Source organism: Methylobacterium sp. AC433, from assembly GCF_979253015.1.
Window position 1 is genome coordinate 25577 of the sequence record NZ_CEEDBN010000015.1, and the last position, 17152, is coordinate 42728.

General features: G+C 69.0%; 14 protein-coding genes and 1 tRNA gene. 14 read left to right on the plus strand and 1 reads right to left on the minus strand.

Translation table 11 applies throughout. The annotated features are described in order from the left end of the window. Positions 1-58 precede the first annotated feature (58 nt). The 12 genes from xseA (at position 59) to AC0IWM_RS18620 (ending at position 13924) form a co-directional block, all read left to right on the plus strand. Positions 59-1795: an exodeoxyribonuclease VII large subunit gene (xseA, locus tag AC0IWM_RS18565; RefSeq protein ID WP_471757363.1), complete on the plus strand. Its 1737-nt coding sequence runs from the start codon at positions 59-61 to the stop codon at positions 1793-1795. A 149-nt stretch (positions 1796-1944) separates the two neighbouring features. Beyond that, positions 1945-2172 carry a DUF4170 domain-containing protein gene (locus AC0IWM_RS18570; protein WP_056478031.1) on the plus strand — a complete coding sequence of 76 codons (228 nt, stop codon included), beginning with the start codon at positions 1945-1947 and terminating at the stop codon, positions 2170-2172. Between the two features lie 136 nt (positions 2173-2308). Further along, positions 2309-3253, plus strand: a complete 945-nt coding sequence (locus AC0IWM_RS18575; RefSeq protein WP_055959118.1) for a ribose-phosphate pyrophosphokinase — start codon at positions 2309-2311, stop codon at positions 3251-3253. 190 nt (positions 3254-3443) lie between these two features. Next, positions 3444-4154, plus strand: a complete 711-nt coding sequence (locus AC0IWM_RS18580; RefSeq protein WP_056478033.1) for a DUF1013 domain-containing protein — start codon at positions 3444-3446, stop codon at positions 4152-4154. A gap of 252 nt (positions 4155-4406) precedes the next feature. Next, a complete protein-coding gene (locus tag AC0IWM_RS18585; protein ID WP_471757365.1) occupies positions 4407-7514 on the plus strand; it encodes an alkaline phosphatase in 3108 nt (1035 codons plus the stop codon). Between the two features lie 295 nt (positions 7515-7809). Then, positions 7810-9540 carry a 30S ribosomal protein S1 gene (rpsA, locus tag AC0IWM_RS18590; protein ID WP_471757367.1) on the plus strand — a complete coding sequence of 577 codons (1731 nt, stop codon included), beginning with the start codon at positions 7810-7812 and terminating at the stop codon, positions 9538-9540. Between the two features lie 370 nt (positions 9541-9910). Next, the gene (sppA, locus tag AC0IWM_RS18595) at positions 9911-10897 is read left to right on the plus strand and encodes a signal peptide peptidase SppA (RefSeq protein ID WP_471757369.1); all 987 of its coding nucleotides are present in this window, start codon (positions 9911-9913) and stop codon (positions 10895-10897) included. 43 nt (positions 10898-10940) lie between these two features. Further along, positions 10941-11252: an integration host factor subunit beta gene (gene ihfB / locus AC0IWM_RS18600; RefSeq protein WP_055959108.1), complete on the plus strand. Its 312-nt coding sequence runs from the start codon at positions 10941-10943 to the stop codon at positions 11250-11252. A gap of 34 nt (positions 11253-11286) precedes the next feature. Then, positions 11287-11661, plus strand: a complete 375-nt coding sequence (locus tag AC0IWM_RS18605) for a LapA family protein (RefSeq protein ID WP_056478037.1) — start codon at positions 11287-11289, stop codon at positions 11659-11661. Positions 11662-11693: 32 nt separating this feature from the next. Then, entirely contained in the window at positions 11694-12335 is a 642-nt protein-coding gene (locus tag AC0IWM_RS18610; protein ID WP_471757371.1) for a phosphoribosylanthranilate isomerase, read from the plus strand. A gap of 159 nt (positions 12336-12494) precedes the next feature. Then, complete coding sequence (gene trpB, locus AC0IWM_RS18615) at positions 12495-13736, plus strand: tryptophan synthase subunit beta (protein WP_471757373.1); 1242 nt, start codon at positions 12495-12497, stop codon at positions 13734-13736. 111 nt (positions 13737-13847) lie between these two features. Continuing rightward, positions 13848-13924: transfer RNA gene (locus AC0IWM_RS18620), tRNA-Met, on the plus strand. Between the two features lie 202 nt (positions 13925-14126). Here the strand turns inward: AC0IWM_RS18620 and AC0IWM_RS18625 are convergent. After that, a complete protein-coding gene (locus AC0IWM_RS18625; RefSeq protein ID WP_471757375.1) occupies positions 14127-14936 on the minus strand; it encodes an IS5 family transposase in 810 nt (269 codons plus the stop codon). Between the two features lie 218 nt (positions 14937-15154). Here AC0IWM_RS18625 and nhaA point away from each other — a divergent pair, with 218 nt between their 5' ends. Further along, complete coding sequence (gene nhaA / locus AC0IWM_RS18630; RefSeq protein WP_471757377.1) at positions 15155-16375, plus strand: Na+/H+ antiporter NhaA; 1221 nt, start codon at positions 15155-15157, stop codon at positions 16373-16375. A 100-nt stretch (positions 16376-16475) separates the two neighbouring features. After that, positions 16476-17114: a TRAP transporter small permease subunit gene (locus AC0IWM_RS18635; protein WP_471757535.1), complete on the plus strand. Its 639-nt coding sequence runs from the start codon at positions 16476-16478 to the stop codon at positions 17112-17114. The last annotated feature ends 38 nt before the right edge of the window (positions 17115-17152 follow it).

Consider the following 17152-nt stretch of genomic DNA (forward strand, 5'->3'; position numbering starts at 1 on the left):
CGCTCGAGCGCCGCGCACCACTTTACCTGCCGCGGCACCGGCCCTAGCGTCCCGGCGCATGGCAGTTCCCTCTCCGCCCGCCAAGGCCGCCCCCCCGTCCGGGCCGGTCTCCAACGTGCCCGAATGGTCCGTCGGCGATCTCGCCTCCGCCCTGAAACGGACCCTGGAGGACGCGTTCGGACATGTCCGCCTGCGCGGCGAGATCTCGGGCTTTCGCGGTCAGCACGGCTCCGGCCACGCCTACTTCTCGCTCAAGGACGGCAGCGCCCGCATCGACGCGGTGGTCTGGAAAGGGACCTTCAATCGCCTGCGCCAGCGCCCGCAGGAGGGGCTGGAAGTGGTCGCCACCGGGCGGATCACGACCTTTCCCGGCAAGTCCTCCTACCAGATCGTCATCGAGACCCTGGAGCCCGCCGGCATCGGCGCCTGGATGGCGCTGCTGGAGGAGCGCAAGCGCGTGCTCGCCGCCGAGGGCCTGTTCGCGGCCGAGCGCAAACGGCCGATCCCCTTCCTGCCGCGCATCGTCGGCGTGGTGACGTCCCCCACCGGGGCCGTCATCCGCGACATCCTGCACCGGCTGGCGGACCGCTTCGCCCGGCCCGTCCTGGTCTGGCCGGTGCGGGTGCAGGGGGAGGGGGCGGCCGAGGAGATCGCCGCGGCGATCCGGGGCTTCAACGCCCTGGCAACCACCGGTCCGATCCCGCGGCCCGACGTACTCATCGTGGCGCGCGGCGGCGGCTCGATCGAGGACCTCTGGGCCTTCAACGAGGAATGCGTGGTGCGCGCGGCGGCGGATTCGACGATTCCGCTGATCTCGGCGGTGGGCCACGAGACCGACACCACCCTGATCGACTTCGTCTCCGACCGCCGGGCCCCGACCCCGACGGGAGCCGCCGAGATGGCGGTGCCGGTGCGGGCCGACCTCGTCCCCGAGGTGGTCGAACTCGGGCGGCGCCAGCGCGAGGCGGTCCAGCGCCGCCTGGACCGGGAGCGCAGCGATCTGCGTGCCCTGATGCGGGCGATACCGGACGTCGATGCCTTTCTCGCGGCCAAGCGCCAGCGCCTCGACCTCGCCGAGGCGCGGCTCGGCCCAGCGCTCGCCGGCAACGCCCGGGTGTTCCGGCTGCGCGTCTCGCGCCTCGTCGAGCGCTTCGCCCGGCATCCGCCGGCCCTGGCCCTCGCCCAGGCGCGGGGGCGCGTCGCCCGCCTCGGCGACCGCCCCGAAGCGGCCCTGCGCCACGACCTGGCGCGCAAGGGTGAGGGACTATCCTATCTCGGACGCCGCCTCGTCATCGCCCGCGAAGGGACCGTCAGCCGTGCCCGCGCCGAGCAGGTGCGCAGCCGCGACCGCCTCGGCGCGCTGCAAGCGCGCCTCGTCCGGGCCGGCGCGCGGCTGACCGAGCGCCGTGCCGACCGCCTCGCCGGCCTGGCCGGACTTCTCGGGTCCCTCAGCTACCGGGCCGTCCTGGCCCGCGGCTATGCCCTGGTGCGCGACGCCGACGGACGCGCGGTCCGCACCGCCGCGCAGGCCGCACCGCGCATGACGCTCGAATTCGCCGACGGCGTCGTCGGGGTCCAGACCCGCGACCTTCCGTGGGATCCGCGGGCCGACGCCGTCCCGGCGCCCCCCCGGGAGACCGCCGCCGGGGCGGACCAGGCCGAGCCCGCCCCCGGACAGGTGCGTGCCCGGAAGACCGCGCCGAGGACGACGGCACCGAAGAAGGCCGCGCCGAAGGTGGCGCAGGCGGAGGCCGCCCCTATCCCCGCCCGGCAGGGAACCCTGTTCGATCTCTGAGGGCCGGGCCGGTGCCCGTGCGTCTCCCCCGCGCGTGCTCTGCGGCACGTGGTTCGGGTTGACGAACCTGGCGGCGTTTGCGACCGCACCGGCGGCACGGCTCGTGCCTTCGGGAAGGCGCCGGAACCGACCGGTGAGGAGAGGCGGGAATGACGACGACGATCGACAGCGCTCAGAGACTGCACCTCGTCTTCGGGGGCGAATTGGAGAGCCTCGATGGCGTGAACTTCCGCGATGTCAGGAATCTCGACATCGTCGGTATCTTCCCGGACTACGCCTCGGCGCAGACGGCCTGGAAGGCCAAGGCACAGTCGACGGTTGACAGCGCACAGACACGCTACTTCATCGTGCATCTGCACCGGCTGCTCGAACCGTGATATGCGAAACCTGGGTTCGTAATCCCCGTGAAGGCATTGTGACGCCCCTGTCGCGGCTGTTATGGAGCGGCCGCAACGAAGGCTTGCCCCCCGGCATGGGACCGGCCCTCCTGGATCGCGAGATGAAGACCCCGGCATGAAGTCCTCGATCAAGATCATCGCCGGCAACGCGAGCCGGCCGCTGGCCGAGGCCATCGCGGCCTACCTCGAATTGCCGCTGGCCAAGTGCATGGTCCGGCGCTTCGCCGACATGGAGATCTTCGTCGAACTTCAGGAGAACGTGCGCGGCGAGGACGTCTTCATCGTCCAGTCGACCTCGTTCCCGGCCAACGATCACCTGATGGAACTGCTCATCATGATCGATGCGGCGCGCCGGTCGTCGGCACGGCGCATCACCGCGGTGATCCCGTATTTCGGCTATGCCCGGCAGGACCGGCGCACCTCGGGCCGCACCCCGATCTCGGCCAAGCTCGTGGCCAACCTCATCACCGAGGCCGGGGCCGACCGCGTGATGACCCTCGACCTCCATGCCGGGCAGATCCAGGGCTTCTTCGACATCCCCACCGACAACCTGTTCGCCGCCCCCGTGATGGTGCGCGACATCAAGGAGCGCCTCGATCCCCGGGACTGGATGGTGGTCTCGCCGGATGTCGGCGGCGTGGTCCGCGCCCGCGCCATCGCCAAGCGCATCGACGCGACGCTGGCCATCGTCGACAAGCGCCGCGAGCGGCCCGGCGAGTCCGAGGTGATGAACATCATCGGCGAGGTCGAGGGCCGCTCCTGCATCCTCGTGGACGACATCGTCGATTCCGGCGGCACCCTGGTGAACGCGGCCGAAGCCCTGCTGAACGCCGGCGCCAAGGACGTCTCCGCCTACATCACGCACGGGGTGCTCTCGGGCGGCGCGGTCTCGCGCATCGCCGCCTCGCGGATGAAGGAGCTGGTCATCACCGACTCGATCCAGCCGACCCAGGCGGTCAAGCTCGCCCGCAACATCCGGGTGGCCACCATCGCGCCGCTTCTCGGCGAGGCCATCGGCCGGACCGCGACGGAATCGAGCGTGTCGAGCCTGTTCACCTGAGACGCGCGGCCTGGAACTCCCGGGACCGGCGGATCGCAATTGCGCTCCCCCCATCGGAACCTGTATAGACGGCGCTTCCCTATTGCAGCGTTGAGACGGGATGCTGCCGGCCAGTCTGAGGCCGGAGCGAGCGACGCCCTGTCGGCGGCGCCCCGAGACCCGTCCCGCACGAACCAGTTGGAGTAGCCCGATGTCGCAAGGCCCGCTGATGCCGAAGGCCACCGCCGTATGGCTGGTGGAGAATACCTCGCTGGCCTTCGAGCAGATCGCCGATTTCTGCAAGCTGCACCCCCTCGAGGTGAAGGGGATCGCCGACGGCGAGGTCGCCGCCGGCATCAAGGGCCTCGACCCGATCACCACCGGCCAGCTCACCCGCGACGAGATCGAGAAGGCGCAGAAGAGCCCCGCCTACAAGCTCAAGGTCGCGGTCTCGAAGGTGAAGCTGCCCGAGGTCAAGCGCACCACCAAGGGTCCGCGCTACACGCCTCTCTCCCGACGCCAGGACCGGCCGAACGCCATCCTCTGGCTGCTGCGCAACCACCCCGAACTCAAGGACGCGCAGATCATCCGGCTGGTGGGCACCACCAAGTCGACCATCCAGCAGATCCGCGAGCGCACCCACTGGAATTCCGGCTCCCTGCAGCCGATGGATCCCGTCACCCTCGGTCTCTGCACCCAGATCGACCTCGACTTCGAGGTCCAACGCTCGGCCAAGGATCGTCCCGCCAACATGCCCGTGGACGGCGGCGCGACGCTGCTCCCCACCGAGGTCTCGACGGCCACGGACTACACCGAGGCCGACGAGCATCACCGCAGCGCCCGCGACGAGAAGCTCAACGCCGATTCCGTGTTCGCCAAGCTCAAGGGCATGCGCAGCACCGAGGACGACGACGAGGACTGACGCGCCCGCCTCCCGCACGCACCGCGCCGACAGATCCCCGCAGCCCTGCCGCGGGGATTTCTCGTTCGGGCACAGGATCCCGCACCGCGCGACCCGACACGGTTTCACCTGCCCTTCCAATCCCCCGATCGCGGCTCCCTCTCGCAACCCAGGGTCATCCGGCTGTCGCACGATCGCCGGTATCTGCGGCGCGCCCGGACGACCGGCGGCCGATTCTGGCCGACCTCCGCGGCACGGGGGAGCGGCGTCGCCATGGCCAATGCAGGGTCCGTCAAGAACGTCATCGTGATGATCGCCGATGGCGCCGGCTTCAACACCCTGGAGGCCACCCGGCTCTACCTCAAGGGCCTCGCGGATGGTGACGTCCGGGCCGGGGCGGCCGGCAAGGTGCTGATCGCCGACGGTCAGGCCTTCACCGCCACGGCGCAGTCGGTCTATCCCCTCGACAACCGTACCACGCCGGTGCCCGGCGAGACCGGCCTCGCCCAGAATCCGACCGTCATCTACGACCCGGCCAAGAACTACGATTTCACCTCCGTCCCGGGCCTCGACCCGAACGGCCAGCCCCGTGCCTTCGCGGGCTACGAGTGGAACCGGAACACCTATCCGGACTCGGGCAACACCGCGTCGTCGATCGCCACCGGCGGGAAGACCTACAACAACGCCATCGACGTCGACGGCAACGGCGCGAACCTGTTCTCGATCGCCGAACTCGCCAAGCAGCAGGGCAAGGCCACTGGCGTCGTCACCACGGTGCAGTTCAGCGACGCCACGCCCTCCGCCACCGGTGGCGCGCACAACACCGCACGCTCCAACGCGAACCAGATCGCGCAGGAGATGTTCGGCACCGGCACCCTTGACGTCATCGCCGGCACCGGCAACCCGGACTACGACGACAACGGCCGCCTACGCACCACCGCCGACTACACCTGGATCGGCGCCGACCTGTGGAACGGCCTCAAGGCCGACACCTACAGTTCGCAGGACGGAATGGGCTGGAACCTGCTTCAGGACCGTGCCGCGATCCAGGCCGCAGCCACCGGCACGCCGACGACCGAGCGGCTTGCGATGATCTCGAAGGCCTTCACCAGCAGCAATTTCAATCGCTCCGGCGCGGCCGCCGCCAACACCACCGAGATCCCGTTCAGCGTGCCGCGCCTGGAGAGTTCGGCGACCCTCTCCGAGCTGTCGCTGGCCGCCCTGAACAAGCTCAACGCCGACCCGGACGGCCTCTACCTGATGATCGAGGGCGGCGCGGTCGACCGCGCCATGCACGCGAACAACCGCGGCCGGATGATCGAGGAGTACATCGACATCAACAACGCGGTGAAGTCGGTCGTCGACTACATCAACGCGCCAACCAGCAAGGCGACCTTCGAGGACACGCTGCTGATCGTCACCGCCGACCACGACCACCTGTTCTTCGGACCCGAGGGCGCGACGATCCCCTACCAGCCGGTCCAGCCAGATCGGAACGGCGACGGCGTGCCGGAGGGCCTGTTCTTCTCCGGGAACCATTCCAACCAGATCATCCCGCTCTTCGCCGCCGGGGCCGGCTCCGCGCAGCTCGCGCAACTGGCCGACCAGACCGACGCCTTCACCAACGCCCAGGGTCAGGTCGTCGGCAGCGGCCGCGCCTTCACCGACGAGGCCGAGCTCGGCGACTACCTGCTCGCCGAGACCCGCAAGGGCGCCACGCCGATCACCGCCGGCAACGACACGCTGATCGGCTCGGAGGTGGGCGAGACCCTCGACGGGCTCGCCGGCAACGACGTCATCGACGGGCGTGGCGGCAACGACATCCTGATCGGCGGCCTCGGCAACGACGTGATCCGCGGCGGCCTCGGCGACGACACCATCACGGGCGGCGCCGGCAACGACGCGGCCCTCCTCAACGCCAGCACCGACGGGGCCGACCGGATCAACCTCGGCGAGGGCAGCGACCGCGTCGACGTCTCGGCCGCCGCGGCCGGGCAGGTGCGCCTCACCTTCACCTCGGCGGAGGTCGGCAACGGCAGCGCCACGGATGGACAGACCGGCGCCAACCAGGATGGCGGCCTCGCCGTGCGGCTACAGGCGGAGGGCGCTCGCGATGCGCTCACGGGTGCCGTCACCCGCGTCGACGACGAGGGCATCACCCTCGTGGCGACCACCGACGGGCTCACCTTCGACGTGCGCGACCTCGTCGTCGGAACGCAGCGCGGCGACACCTTCCGGGTCGTGGCGCTGGGCACCACCGGCAACGATACCCTCGCGCCGCTCAGCGAGCGGATCGACCAGGGCCACTACGTCAATGCCGGACAGGGCAACGACACGGTGACGGGCGGCAGCGCCGCGGACTTCCTCGTCGGCGGCGCCGGCAACGACGTCCTCAACGGAGCGGCTGGCGACGACAGCTTCATCGGCGGCGCCGGCAACGACCGAATCGTCGGCGGCGACGGCCTCGACCGCGCGATCTTCACCTACGCCGTCGGGACTGCCATCCTGGGTCGGGACGCACGAGGCTTCCTGACCGTCTCCGGTGCCGACGGCACCGACACGGTGAGCGGCGTCGAGCAGTTCCAGTTCGGAGAACGGCTGATCAACCTCGCGGATGCCAGCCCGCTGGTGGACGACCTGTACTACCTGAACCGCTATGCCGACGTCGCCGCCTCCGGCCTGGATGCCGACGACCACTATGCCCAGTTCGGTGCCCGGGAGGGCCGCGATCCGAACGCCTTCTTCTCGACCAAGGGCTACCTCGCCGCCAACCCGGACGTGGCCGCCTCCGGCGCCAACCCGCTGACGCAGTACGCCCAGGCCGGCTGGAAGGAGGGCCGCGACCCGGGCGCCGCCTTCGACGACGAGGCCTACCTCGCCCGCAATCCCGACGTGAAGGCGGCCGGCGTCAACCCGCTGGCGCATTACCTCGAGTTCGGCCAGGCGGAGGGGCGCTCGACCTTCGCGGCGATGGGCCGGCCCACCGACATCAAGGGCGGCTTCGATGCGGAGTACTACCTGCTGGCCAACACGGACGTGGCCGTTGCGGCCTCGCGAGCGGGCGGCGACACCTTCGCCTTCGCCCGCCAGCACTTCGACGCCCTGGGCTGGAAGGAGGGCCGCGATCCCAACGCGATCTTCGACACCAAGGGCTACCTGGACGCCTACAAGGACGTGGCGCAGGCCGGCGTCAACCCGCTCGTGCACTATGACGGTATCGGCTTCAAGGAGGGCCGCGACCCGGCCGCCGACTTCGACACCAAGGCCTACCTCAAGGCCAACCCGGACGTGGCCCAGGCCGGTATCGACCCGATGCAGCACTTCCTGCAGTTCGGCCTCGTGGAGAACCGCATCGTCGTGAACGACGGCCTCTTCGGCTGAGCCCGCGCAAGCCCCGGGACCGCGAGCGGCGCGCGGTCCCGGGGCGGCCGGTTGCCGGACGCCCGGCAATCCGCTATGCAACCGCCGTTCTCCGAATGGATTCGACGAGGCTCGGCTGTCCCGCCGGGCCACGCCCCGTTTGGAGGACCGCTCTCGACCATCGTTTGAGAATGCGTCGGCCCTCCTCCGGGAGGTTGAGCCCGTCGGGTCCAGGACCCCGGGCGGCGACGTCGAGGGTGCCCCGTCACACGAGCCGCCGATGCCGGCCTCTCGATGAGGCCTGTCAGGAGACAGAATGACCGCTGGTAACGCCCTGCAGCGTAACCCGAGCCGCGACGATTTCGCGGCTCTCCTCGAGGAGAGCTTCCTCGAGCACGAGATCACCGAAGGCTCCGTCGTCAAGGGTCGCGTCGTCGCGATCGAGAAGGACGTCGCCGTCATCGACATCGGCGCCAAGACCGAAGGCCGTGTCGCCCTCAAGGAATTCAACGGCCCCGGCCGCGAAGGCGAGCTCGCCGTCGGCGACGAGGTCGAGGTCTATGTCGACCGCATCGAGAACGCGCTCGGCGAGGCCGTCATCTCGCGCGACAAGGCGCGCCGCGAGGAGAGCTGGGTCAAGCTCGAGAAGGCCTTCGAGGCCAACGAGCGCGTCACCGGCGCGATCTTCAATCAGGTCAAGGGCGGCTACACCGTCGACCTCGACGGCGCCGTGGCGTTCCTGCCGCGCTCCCAGGTCGACATCCGCCCCGTGCGCGACGTCACCCCGCTCCTGGGCACCCCGCAGCCCTTCCAGATCCTCAAGATGGATCGCCGCCGCGGCAACATCGTCGTGTCGCGCCGCACCGTCCTCGAGGAGAGCCGCGCCGAGCAGCGCTCCGAGCTGGTGGCCAACCTCGAAGAGGGTCAGGTCATCGACGGCGTCGTCAAGAACATCACCGAGTACGGCGCCTTCGTCGACCTCGGCGGCATCGACGGCCTGCTCCACGTCACCGACATGGCGTGGCGCCGCGTGAACCATCCGTCCGAGGTCGTGACCATCGGCCAGACGGTCAAGGTCAAGATCATCAAGATCAACCACGAGACCCACCGCATCTCGCTCGGCATCAAGCAGCTGCTGGCCGATCCGTGGGAGGGCATCGCCCAGCGCTACCCGGTCGACGCCAAGCTCAAGGGCCGTGTCACCAACATCACCGACTACGGCGCCTTCGTGGAGCTGGAGCCGGGCATCGAAGGCCTGATCCACGTCTCCGAGATGTCCTGGACGAAGAAGAACGTCCATCCGGGCAAGATCGTCTCCACCTCGCAGGAAGTGGAAGTGCAGATCCTCGAGGTCGATCCGGTCAAGCGCCGCATCTCGCTCGGCCTCAAGCAGACCCTCCAGAACCCCTGGGAGGCCTTCGCCCAGCAGCATCCGGTGGGCTCCGAGGTCGAGGGCGAGGTCAAGAACAAGACCGAGTTCGGCCTGTTCATCGGCCTCGACGGCGACGTCGACGGCATGGTCCACCTGTCGGATCTCGACTGGAACCGTCCCGGCGAGCAGGTCATCGAGGAGTTCAAGAAGGGCGACATGCTGCGCGCCCAGGTTCTCGACGTCGACGTCGAGAAGGAGCGCATCTCGCTCGGCGTGAAGCAGCTCGGCGGCGACCCCTTCACGGAAGCCGGCGATCTCAAGAAGGGTCAGATCGTGACCTGCGAGGTGGTGGACGTGAAGGATTCGGGCGTCGACGTGAAGATCGTCGACACCGACCTGACGACCTTCATCCGCCGGGCCGAGCTCGCCCGCGACCGCGGCGACCAGCGCCCCGAGCGCTTCGCCGCCGGCGAGAAGTTCGACGCCCGCGTGATCCAGTTCGACCGCAAGGCGCGCCGGGTCCAGCTCTCGATCAAGGCCCTCGAGATGGCCGAAGAGAAGGAGGCGATGGCCCAGTTCGGTTCGACCGATTCGGGCGCCTCGCTCGGCGAGATCCTGGGCGCGGCCTTCAAGAAGGCCCGCACCAGCGACGACAAGGACGAGTCGCAGGACTGATCGGTCCCGCAGGCTCCCCGGTCCTTCGAGACCGGGGAGTTCCGAACACCCTTCACGCCCGCGCGGGATCGCCTCCCGCGCGGGCGTTTTTCATGCCTGAACCGCCGTCAGCCCGGCCCGGGTCGGACGCCGGAGCCCCCTTGTCGGTCAGCGTCCGGCAAGGCTAGAACACGGACCCGACGACGGGTCGGCGAGGGTATCACGCCGGAGGACGCGAGATGCGTCAAAGGCTTGATGCAAATCGGCGTCGAGTGTGGGACAAGGTTCGGCGCGCAGGCGGACGCGGGCGCGTACCGGGCTCGGCGTCCGGACCTCGGCGTCCCGAACAATCAGCCGGCCAAGCCGGCACCTGAGGGAGCGTAACCAGCGCATGGCCGCGGATGCCGAACTTCTGATCGATCGCCGGCGCCTGCGCCGCAAGCTCTCCCTCTGGCGCGTCCTCGGTATCGGCGGCCTCGTGGTCGCGGTCGGCGCGGTCGGCCTGCGCGTCCGCAATGGCGGCGAGGGCCTCGGCCTGGGAAGCGTCCGGCCGCAGATCGCCCGGATCTCCGTGAGCGGCTTCATCGCCGGCAGCGAGTCCACCACCAAGCTGATCGAGCGCGTCCGCGACGCCAGCGCCGTGCAGGGCGTCGTGGTGTCGATCTCCTCGCCGGGCGGCACCACGACCGGCTCCGAGGAGCTCTACCGCAACCTGCGGGCCCTCGCCGAGAAGAAGCCCATGGTGGCCTTCGTCGACGGCGCCGCCGCATCCGGCGCCTACATCGCGGCGATCGCCGCCGATCACATCGTGGCGCGCGAGACCGCGCTCGTCGGCTCCATCGGCGTGCTGTTCCAGTATCCGGACCTGTCGGGCCTCCTCGACAAGGTCGGGGTCAAGGTCGAGTCGGTGAAGTCGGCGCCGCTCAAGGCCGAGCCCTCGGGCTTCACGCCCACCTCGCCCGAGGCCCGCGCGGCCCTCGCGGCGGTCGTGGGCGACACCTATGCGTGGTTCAAGGGCCTCGTGGCCGACCGGCGCAGGATGACCGACCAGGAACTCGCCACCGTCTCCGACGGCCGGGTGTTCAGTGGGCGCCAGAGCGTTCCCTTGAAGCTCGTCGACGGCCTCGGCGGCGAGCGGCAGGCCATCGCCTGGCTCGAATCCGAGCGGGGCGTGGCCAGGGACCTGCCGGTGCTGGATTGGAAGCCCGTGGCCAAGAGCGACTTTCGGCTCTGGTCCGCCCTCGGCCTCGGAGCCGACCTCGTCGGCCTCGACGGGCTCGCAGCCCGCCTGCGCCAGGTCGGCGACGAGACGGCGGGGCTGGCCCAGGGCGGGCTCCTGGTGCTGTGGCGCCCGGGCCCGACGGATGCCGCCCGCTAGGGCGCGCCAAACCTTTCGTGCATGACTTCGTGAAGGCCCTCGCATGATCAAGTCGGAGCTCGTGCTCAAGATCGCCGAGCAGAACCCGCATCTCTACCAGCGCGACGTCGAGACCCTGGTGAACGCGATCCTCGACACCATCGCGGATGCCCTCGCCCGGGGCGACCGGGTCGAGCTGCGCGGCTTCGGGGCCTTCTCGGTGAAGCGTCGCGATGCGCGGCGCGGGCGCAACCCGCGGACGGGTGCGGCCGTTGCCGTCTCGGAAAAAGCCATCCCCGTGTTCAAGACGGGCAAGGAGATGCGCTTGCGCCTCAACGAGGCCGGTATCGGGGACGGCGAGGCCGCCGCGTCCTGATCCGCCCCGTCCTCTACGCTCGGAGTTCCTCTCGATGATCCGCTTCCTCAAAGGCTTGGTGCTGCTTCCCGTGGCGATCCTGGTGGTCGCCTTCGCGGTGGCCAACCGCGATGCGGTGCGGGTTTCGTTCGATCCCCTCTCGCCCGACATGCCGGTCTTCAGCGCGACGCTGCCGCTCTACCTGCTCCTGTTCATCGCGGTTGCGGCTGGGGTGCTGCTCGGCGGCTGCGGGGCCTGGCTGGGGCAGTCGCGCACCCGCCGCACCAGCGCCGAGCGCCGCCGCGAGATCCGCCGCCTGGAGAGCGAGACCGCCCGCCTGAAGACCTACGCGCCGGCCCCGGCGAACGAGGGCCCGAACGGCATCTACCGCAACGCCCCCGATCGCGTCGCCCTCCCGGCGCCGCGCTGAGACCGGCCGAAGACCCGCACCGCTCGACCCCCATGTCGTCCATCGCGATCAAGATCTGCGGGCTCAGTACGCGAGACACCCTCGACGTTGCCCTAGAGGCCGGCGCCGACTTCGTCGGCTTCGTGCATTTCCCTCGCAGTCCCCGCCACGTGGACCTGGAGACCGGTCGGGCGCTCTCGGCCCGCGCGAAGGGCCGGACCGAGCGGGTGGTGCTGCTGGTCGACCCGGACGACGCCCTGGTGACGGCCGCCGTCGAGGCCCTCGATCCCGAATGGATCCAGCTCCATGGCCGCGAGACGCCCGAGCGCGTCGCGGCCATTCGTGCCGCGACCGGCCGCCGGGTGATGAAGGCCATCGGCGTCGCAACGGCCAGGGATCTCGACGCGGTGCCAGCCTTCGTGGGGCGGGCCGACCGCATCCTCCTCGACGCCAAGGCGCCTCCGGGCGCCGCGCTGCCCGGCGGCAACGGCCATGCCTTCGACTGGGACCTTCTGGGTGGCGCCGTCCTCCCGGAGGATTACATGCTCTCGGGCGGCCTCACCCCCGACACCGTGGCGCTCGCCCTGGCGCGCACCGGAGCCCGCGCCGTCGACGTTTCCTCGGGTGTGGAGACCCGTCCGGGCGAGAAGTCACCGGAGCGAATCGCCGCCTTCATCGCGGCGGCCCGGGCCTGACGGGGCAGGGGGTTCTCGACCCGACGCCCCACGCTTTCCGCACGGAAAGGCCCGGATTTCGGAACCGATCTCGCCTTTCGACGCGTTGGCCGCATTGTCGACGCCCCCCGCGCGGGTCTAGGCCTATCGACAAACGCAGAGCTGACAAGGACCATGCCCGTGACCATCGCTCCCCCTCCGAACTCGTTCCGCAACGGCCCGGACGAGCGCGGCCGCTTCGGCATCTTCGGCGGACGCTTCGTGGCCGAGACGCTGATGCCGCTGATCCTCGACCTGGAGGCGGCCTACACGGCCGCGAAGGCCGACCCCGCCTTCCAGGCGGAGATGAACAGCCACCTGACCCATTATGTCGGCCGGCCGAGCCCGCTCTACTACGCCGAGCGCATGACGGAGCACCTGCGCGCGCAGGCCGCCCCCGGCCACGGCGCGAAGATCTTCTTCAAGCGCGACGAGCTGAACCACACCGGCTCGCACAAGGTGAACAACGTGCTCGGCCAGATCATGCTGGCCCGCCGCATGGGCAAGCCGCGCATCATCGCCGAGACCGGGGCCGGCCAGCACGGCGTCGCCACCGCCACCCTCTGTGCCCGCTTCGGCCTGAAATGCGTGGTCTACATGGGCGCCGTCGACGTGGCGCGCCAGGCGCCCAACGTGTTCCGCATGAAGATGCTGGGCGCCGAGGTGGTGCCGGTGCAGTCCGGCACCAAGACCCTCAAGGACGCGATGAACGAGGCCCTGCGCGACTGGGTCACCAACGTCGCCGACACCTTCTACTGCATCGGCACGGTGGCGGGTCCGCATCCCTACCCCGCGATGGTGCGCGACTTCCAGTCGATCATCGGCCGCGAGGCGAAGCAGCAGATGCTGGAGATGGAGGGTCGGCTGCCGGATTCCCTCGTCGCCTGCATCGGCGGCGGCTCCAACGCCATGGGCCTGTTCCATCCCTTCCTCGACGATCCCGAGGTCGCGATGTACGGCGTCGAGGCGGCGGGGCACGGGATCTCCAGTGGCCTGCACGCGGCCTCGCTGTCGGGCGGCAAGCCCGGCGTTCTGCACGGCAACCGCACCTACCTGCTGCAGGATGGCGACGGCCAGATCGCGGACGCCCACTCGATCTCGGCCGGCCTCGATTATCCGGGCATCGGCCCCGAGCACGCCTGGCTGCACGAGGCCGGCCGCGTCACCTACCTCTCGGCGACGGATCAGGAAGCGCTGGATGCCTTCAAGCTCTGCTCGATGCTGGAGGGCATCATCCCGGCCCTGGAGCCGGCCCACGCCCTCGCCAAGGTCCGGGAACTGGCACCGCAGAAGCCCCAGGATCACCTCCTGGTCGTCAATCTCTGCGGCCGCGGCGACAAGGACATCCCGCAGGTCGCGGAGATCTTCGGGACCCAGCTCTGAGCCCGTCGCGGGACCGGCCATTTTCCCAGGGCCGACCCCGTTGACACCCCACGGCGGGGTTCCCTATACCGCCGATCTCATCGCGGCCACGATCTTGGACGGCCGCGATCTGGCGGGGTAGCTCAGCTGGTTAGAGCAGAGGAATCATAATCCTTGTGTCGGGGGTTCAAATCCCTCCCTCGCTACCAAAAATTCAGCCTGCTAGGTCAATGACTTAGCAGGCTTTTGTTTTGGATGAATTCTTAGCGATTATATCTCGTACCGGCTTGGTACCGAATTCGTCGCAGGGCCTCCCCTTCAGCTTCATTCGTTCGATCTTCTCATTGAAGCGCGCAGTGGGATTCCCAACAACGTGCCCGGAATGGCATCGCACCCGTAGCCTAGAGGCTGTTATGAATTGGCCGCGAGTTGAGCGGCCTGTTTGAGCATGAGACAGACGAAGGCGACGATGTGGAGGTCGGCGAGGGTACTGGGATAACGCTCGTAATCCTTGACGAGGCGACGAAAGCGCGTGGCCCAGGCAAAGGAGCGCTCCACCACCCAGCGCCGCGGCAAGAGGACGAAGCCGCGCTTGGCCTCGGGCAGTCTGACGACCTCCAGTTCGATGCCATGCGCACGGGCGGCCTTGGCCGGCTTCTCGCCGGTGTAGCCTTGGTCGACGTAGGCCAGATCAACGGTGTCGCCGGTGGCAGCCTGTACAGCCTCGGCCAGACGCCCGACCTGGGCGCGGTCGTCCGTATCGGCGGGGGTGACGTGTCGGGCCAGGAGGTGGCCCAGCGTATCGACGGCCAGGTGGACCTTCGAGCCCTTCTTGCGCTTGGCGCCATCGTAGCCGGCCCGCTCGCCGCTCTCGGGTGTCGAGCGCAGGGTCCGACTGTCGAGGATGGCCGCGCTCGGTTCCGGGCTACGGCCAGAGGCCAGGCGCAGGAGCGCGCGTAAGTCGTCGGCGAGTTGCTCGAAGCAGCCGGCCGCCAGCCAGCGCTGCGCCTGCTGGTAGACGGCTTCCCAGGGTGGCAGATCGTTGGGCATCCAGCGCCACGGTGCCCCGGTCTTCACGACGTAGCGCAGCCCGTTGAACACCTCACGCAGACTGTGCTCGCGCTGTCCCGCATCCGCGCGCAGCAGCGTCAGGTAGGGGGCGACCAGCGCCCACTCCTCATCGGACACATCGGACGGGTAGGCTTTGCGTGAAGAGGTCATGCCCCTGCATCTGGAATGACCGCCTTACAGGTCCATAACAGCATCTAGATGTTTGACGATCTTGGGCCTCGATCTTGGGCCTCGCATTCGATTGGTCAGCGGACAATGTATTGCAGGGTGGGGTCTGCCGATGGCATAGGTCCCTCGGGTGTATGGTCCGGCGGCCGGATCAGCAGGTTTCAGCGCTGGTCGGGCCGCCAGCGGCGGAGACCCATGCCATGTCGCGTCGCTTTCGCCCCGCCTCGGTCCTTCGCAACTTCCTGACGAGCGAAGCCAGCGGCGGCATGATCCTGATGGCGAGCGCGGCACTGGCCCTCGCCGTCGCGAATTCCGGCTGGTCCGACACCTACTTCGCCGTTCTCAAGACCTATGTCGGCGGGCTTAGCGTCCTGCACTGGGTCAACGACGGCCTCATGGCGCTGTTCTTCCTGCTGGTCGGCCTGGAGATCAAGCGCGAGGTCCTCGACGGGCGCCTGCGAACCTGGCCGGATCGGATGCTTCCCGGCATCGCGGCGCTCGGCGGCATGGTCGCCCCGGCGCTCGTCTTCGTCGCGGTGAACCGGCACTCGCCGGAGACCCTGCGCGGCTGGGCGATCCCGACGGCGACCGACATCGCCTTTGCGCTGGGCGTCCTCGCCCTGCTGGGCTCGCGCGTTCCCGTGTCGCTCAAGATCTTCCTGACCGCCCTCGCCATCATCGATGACCTCGGCGCGGTCCTCATCATCGCCGCGTTCTACACCGCCGACCTGTCTCTGCCGATGCTCGGTGGAGCCTTGGCCGTGCTCGCGATCCTGGTCGGGATGAACAAGGCCGGGGTGAGCCGCCTGACACCCTACCTCGTCCTTGGCGTCGTCCTGTGGGTCCTGGTGCTCAAATCCGGCATCCACGCCACCATCGCGGGCGTCCTGCTCGCCCTGACGATCCCGCTGCGCCTCAGCCTGGGCGAGCCGGACGATCCCACGTCGCCGCTGCACAAGCTCGAACACGCCATACACCCGTGGTCCGCCTACCTGGTGCTCCCGGTCTTCGGCTTCGCCAATGCCGGCGTCTCCTTCGCGGGCATGTCGACCGGGATGCTGCTCGATCCGGTGACCCTGGGCGTGGCGCTGGGTCTCTGCGTCGGCAAGCAGGTCGGGGTGTTCGGGGCGATCCTCGCAGCGGTCAAGCTCGGTCTGGCGCAGCGCCCCGCGCATGCTGGATGGTGGCAGATCTATGGATTGTCGCTCCTGTGCGGAGTCGGTTTCACCATGAGCCTGTTCGTCGGCCTTCTGGCGTTCGCCGGCAGGCCCGATCTCGAGGCGGAGACGAAGATCGGCGTCCTGCTCGGTTCGGGCACGTGCATGCTGATGGGGGCGCTCGTGCTGCTCTTCGCACCCGACCCCGAGCGGACCGTGGGAGCCGGGACACGCGCGGCAGGAGCTAGACGCGGGCAACCGTGACAAAGACTGTAAAATCTCTCATCACGTGCTGATCTCGGCCGAGCTTCGCGCTAGGAAGCTTGGAAGGGCATCGAATAACAGCCCCTTGAGGAGGACGCGCATGCTCCGCTTGAGCCGCTGGATCGACGTGCTCAACGAGCGCATCGGCAAGATCGCCGCGTGGGCGATCGTGGCTGCGGTCATCGTTTCCACCCTGAACGCACTCGTCCGCAAACTGTTCGGCACGTCGTCGAACGCGTGGCTCGAACTGCAATGGTATCTCTTCGGTGCCGTGTTCATGCTGTGCGCCGCCTGGACCCTCAAGGACAACGAGCATATCCGCATCGACATCGTCTCAAGTCGGCTTTCAAAGCGCGGACGCGATCTCGTCGATGTGTTCGGACACCTGTTCTTCCTGCTGCCGTTCCTGGCGGTGATGATCTGGCTGACGACGCCGTTCTTCCTGCACTCCTTCGAATCCGCTGAAGTGTCCACCAATGCCGGTGGATTGCTGATCTGGCCGGCCAAGGGACTGATTCTCGTCGGCTTCGCCCTGCTCGGGCTGCAGTGGCTCTCCGAGCTGATCAAGCGCCTGCTGATCCTGTCCGGGCGCATCGAGGACACGACGAGTGCGGGCGGTCATCACGCCGCCGCCGAGTCGGAGGCCGAGCGCCTCGTGGCGGAACTCGCGGGCGCACCGGCGAAGGCGGCCTTCGCGGCAGATCCGCAGGCGGGCCCGAAGCCCGCGCCGAAGGCCTGATTCGACCACGCCGACCTCTCCAGTCCTCGAACGCACCA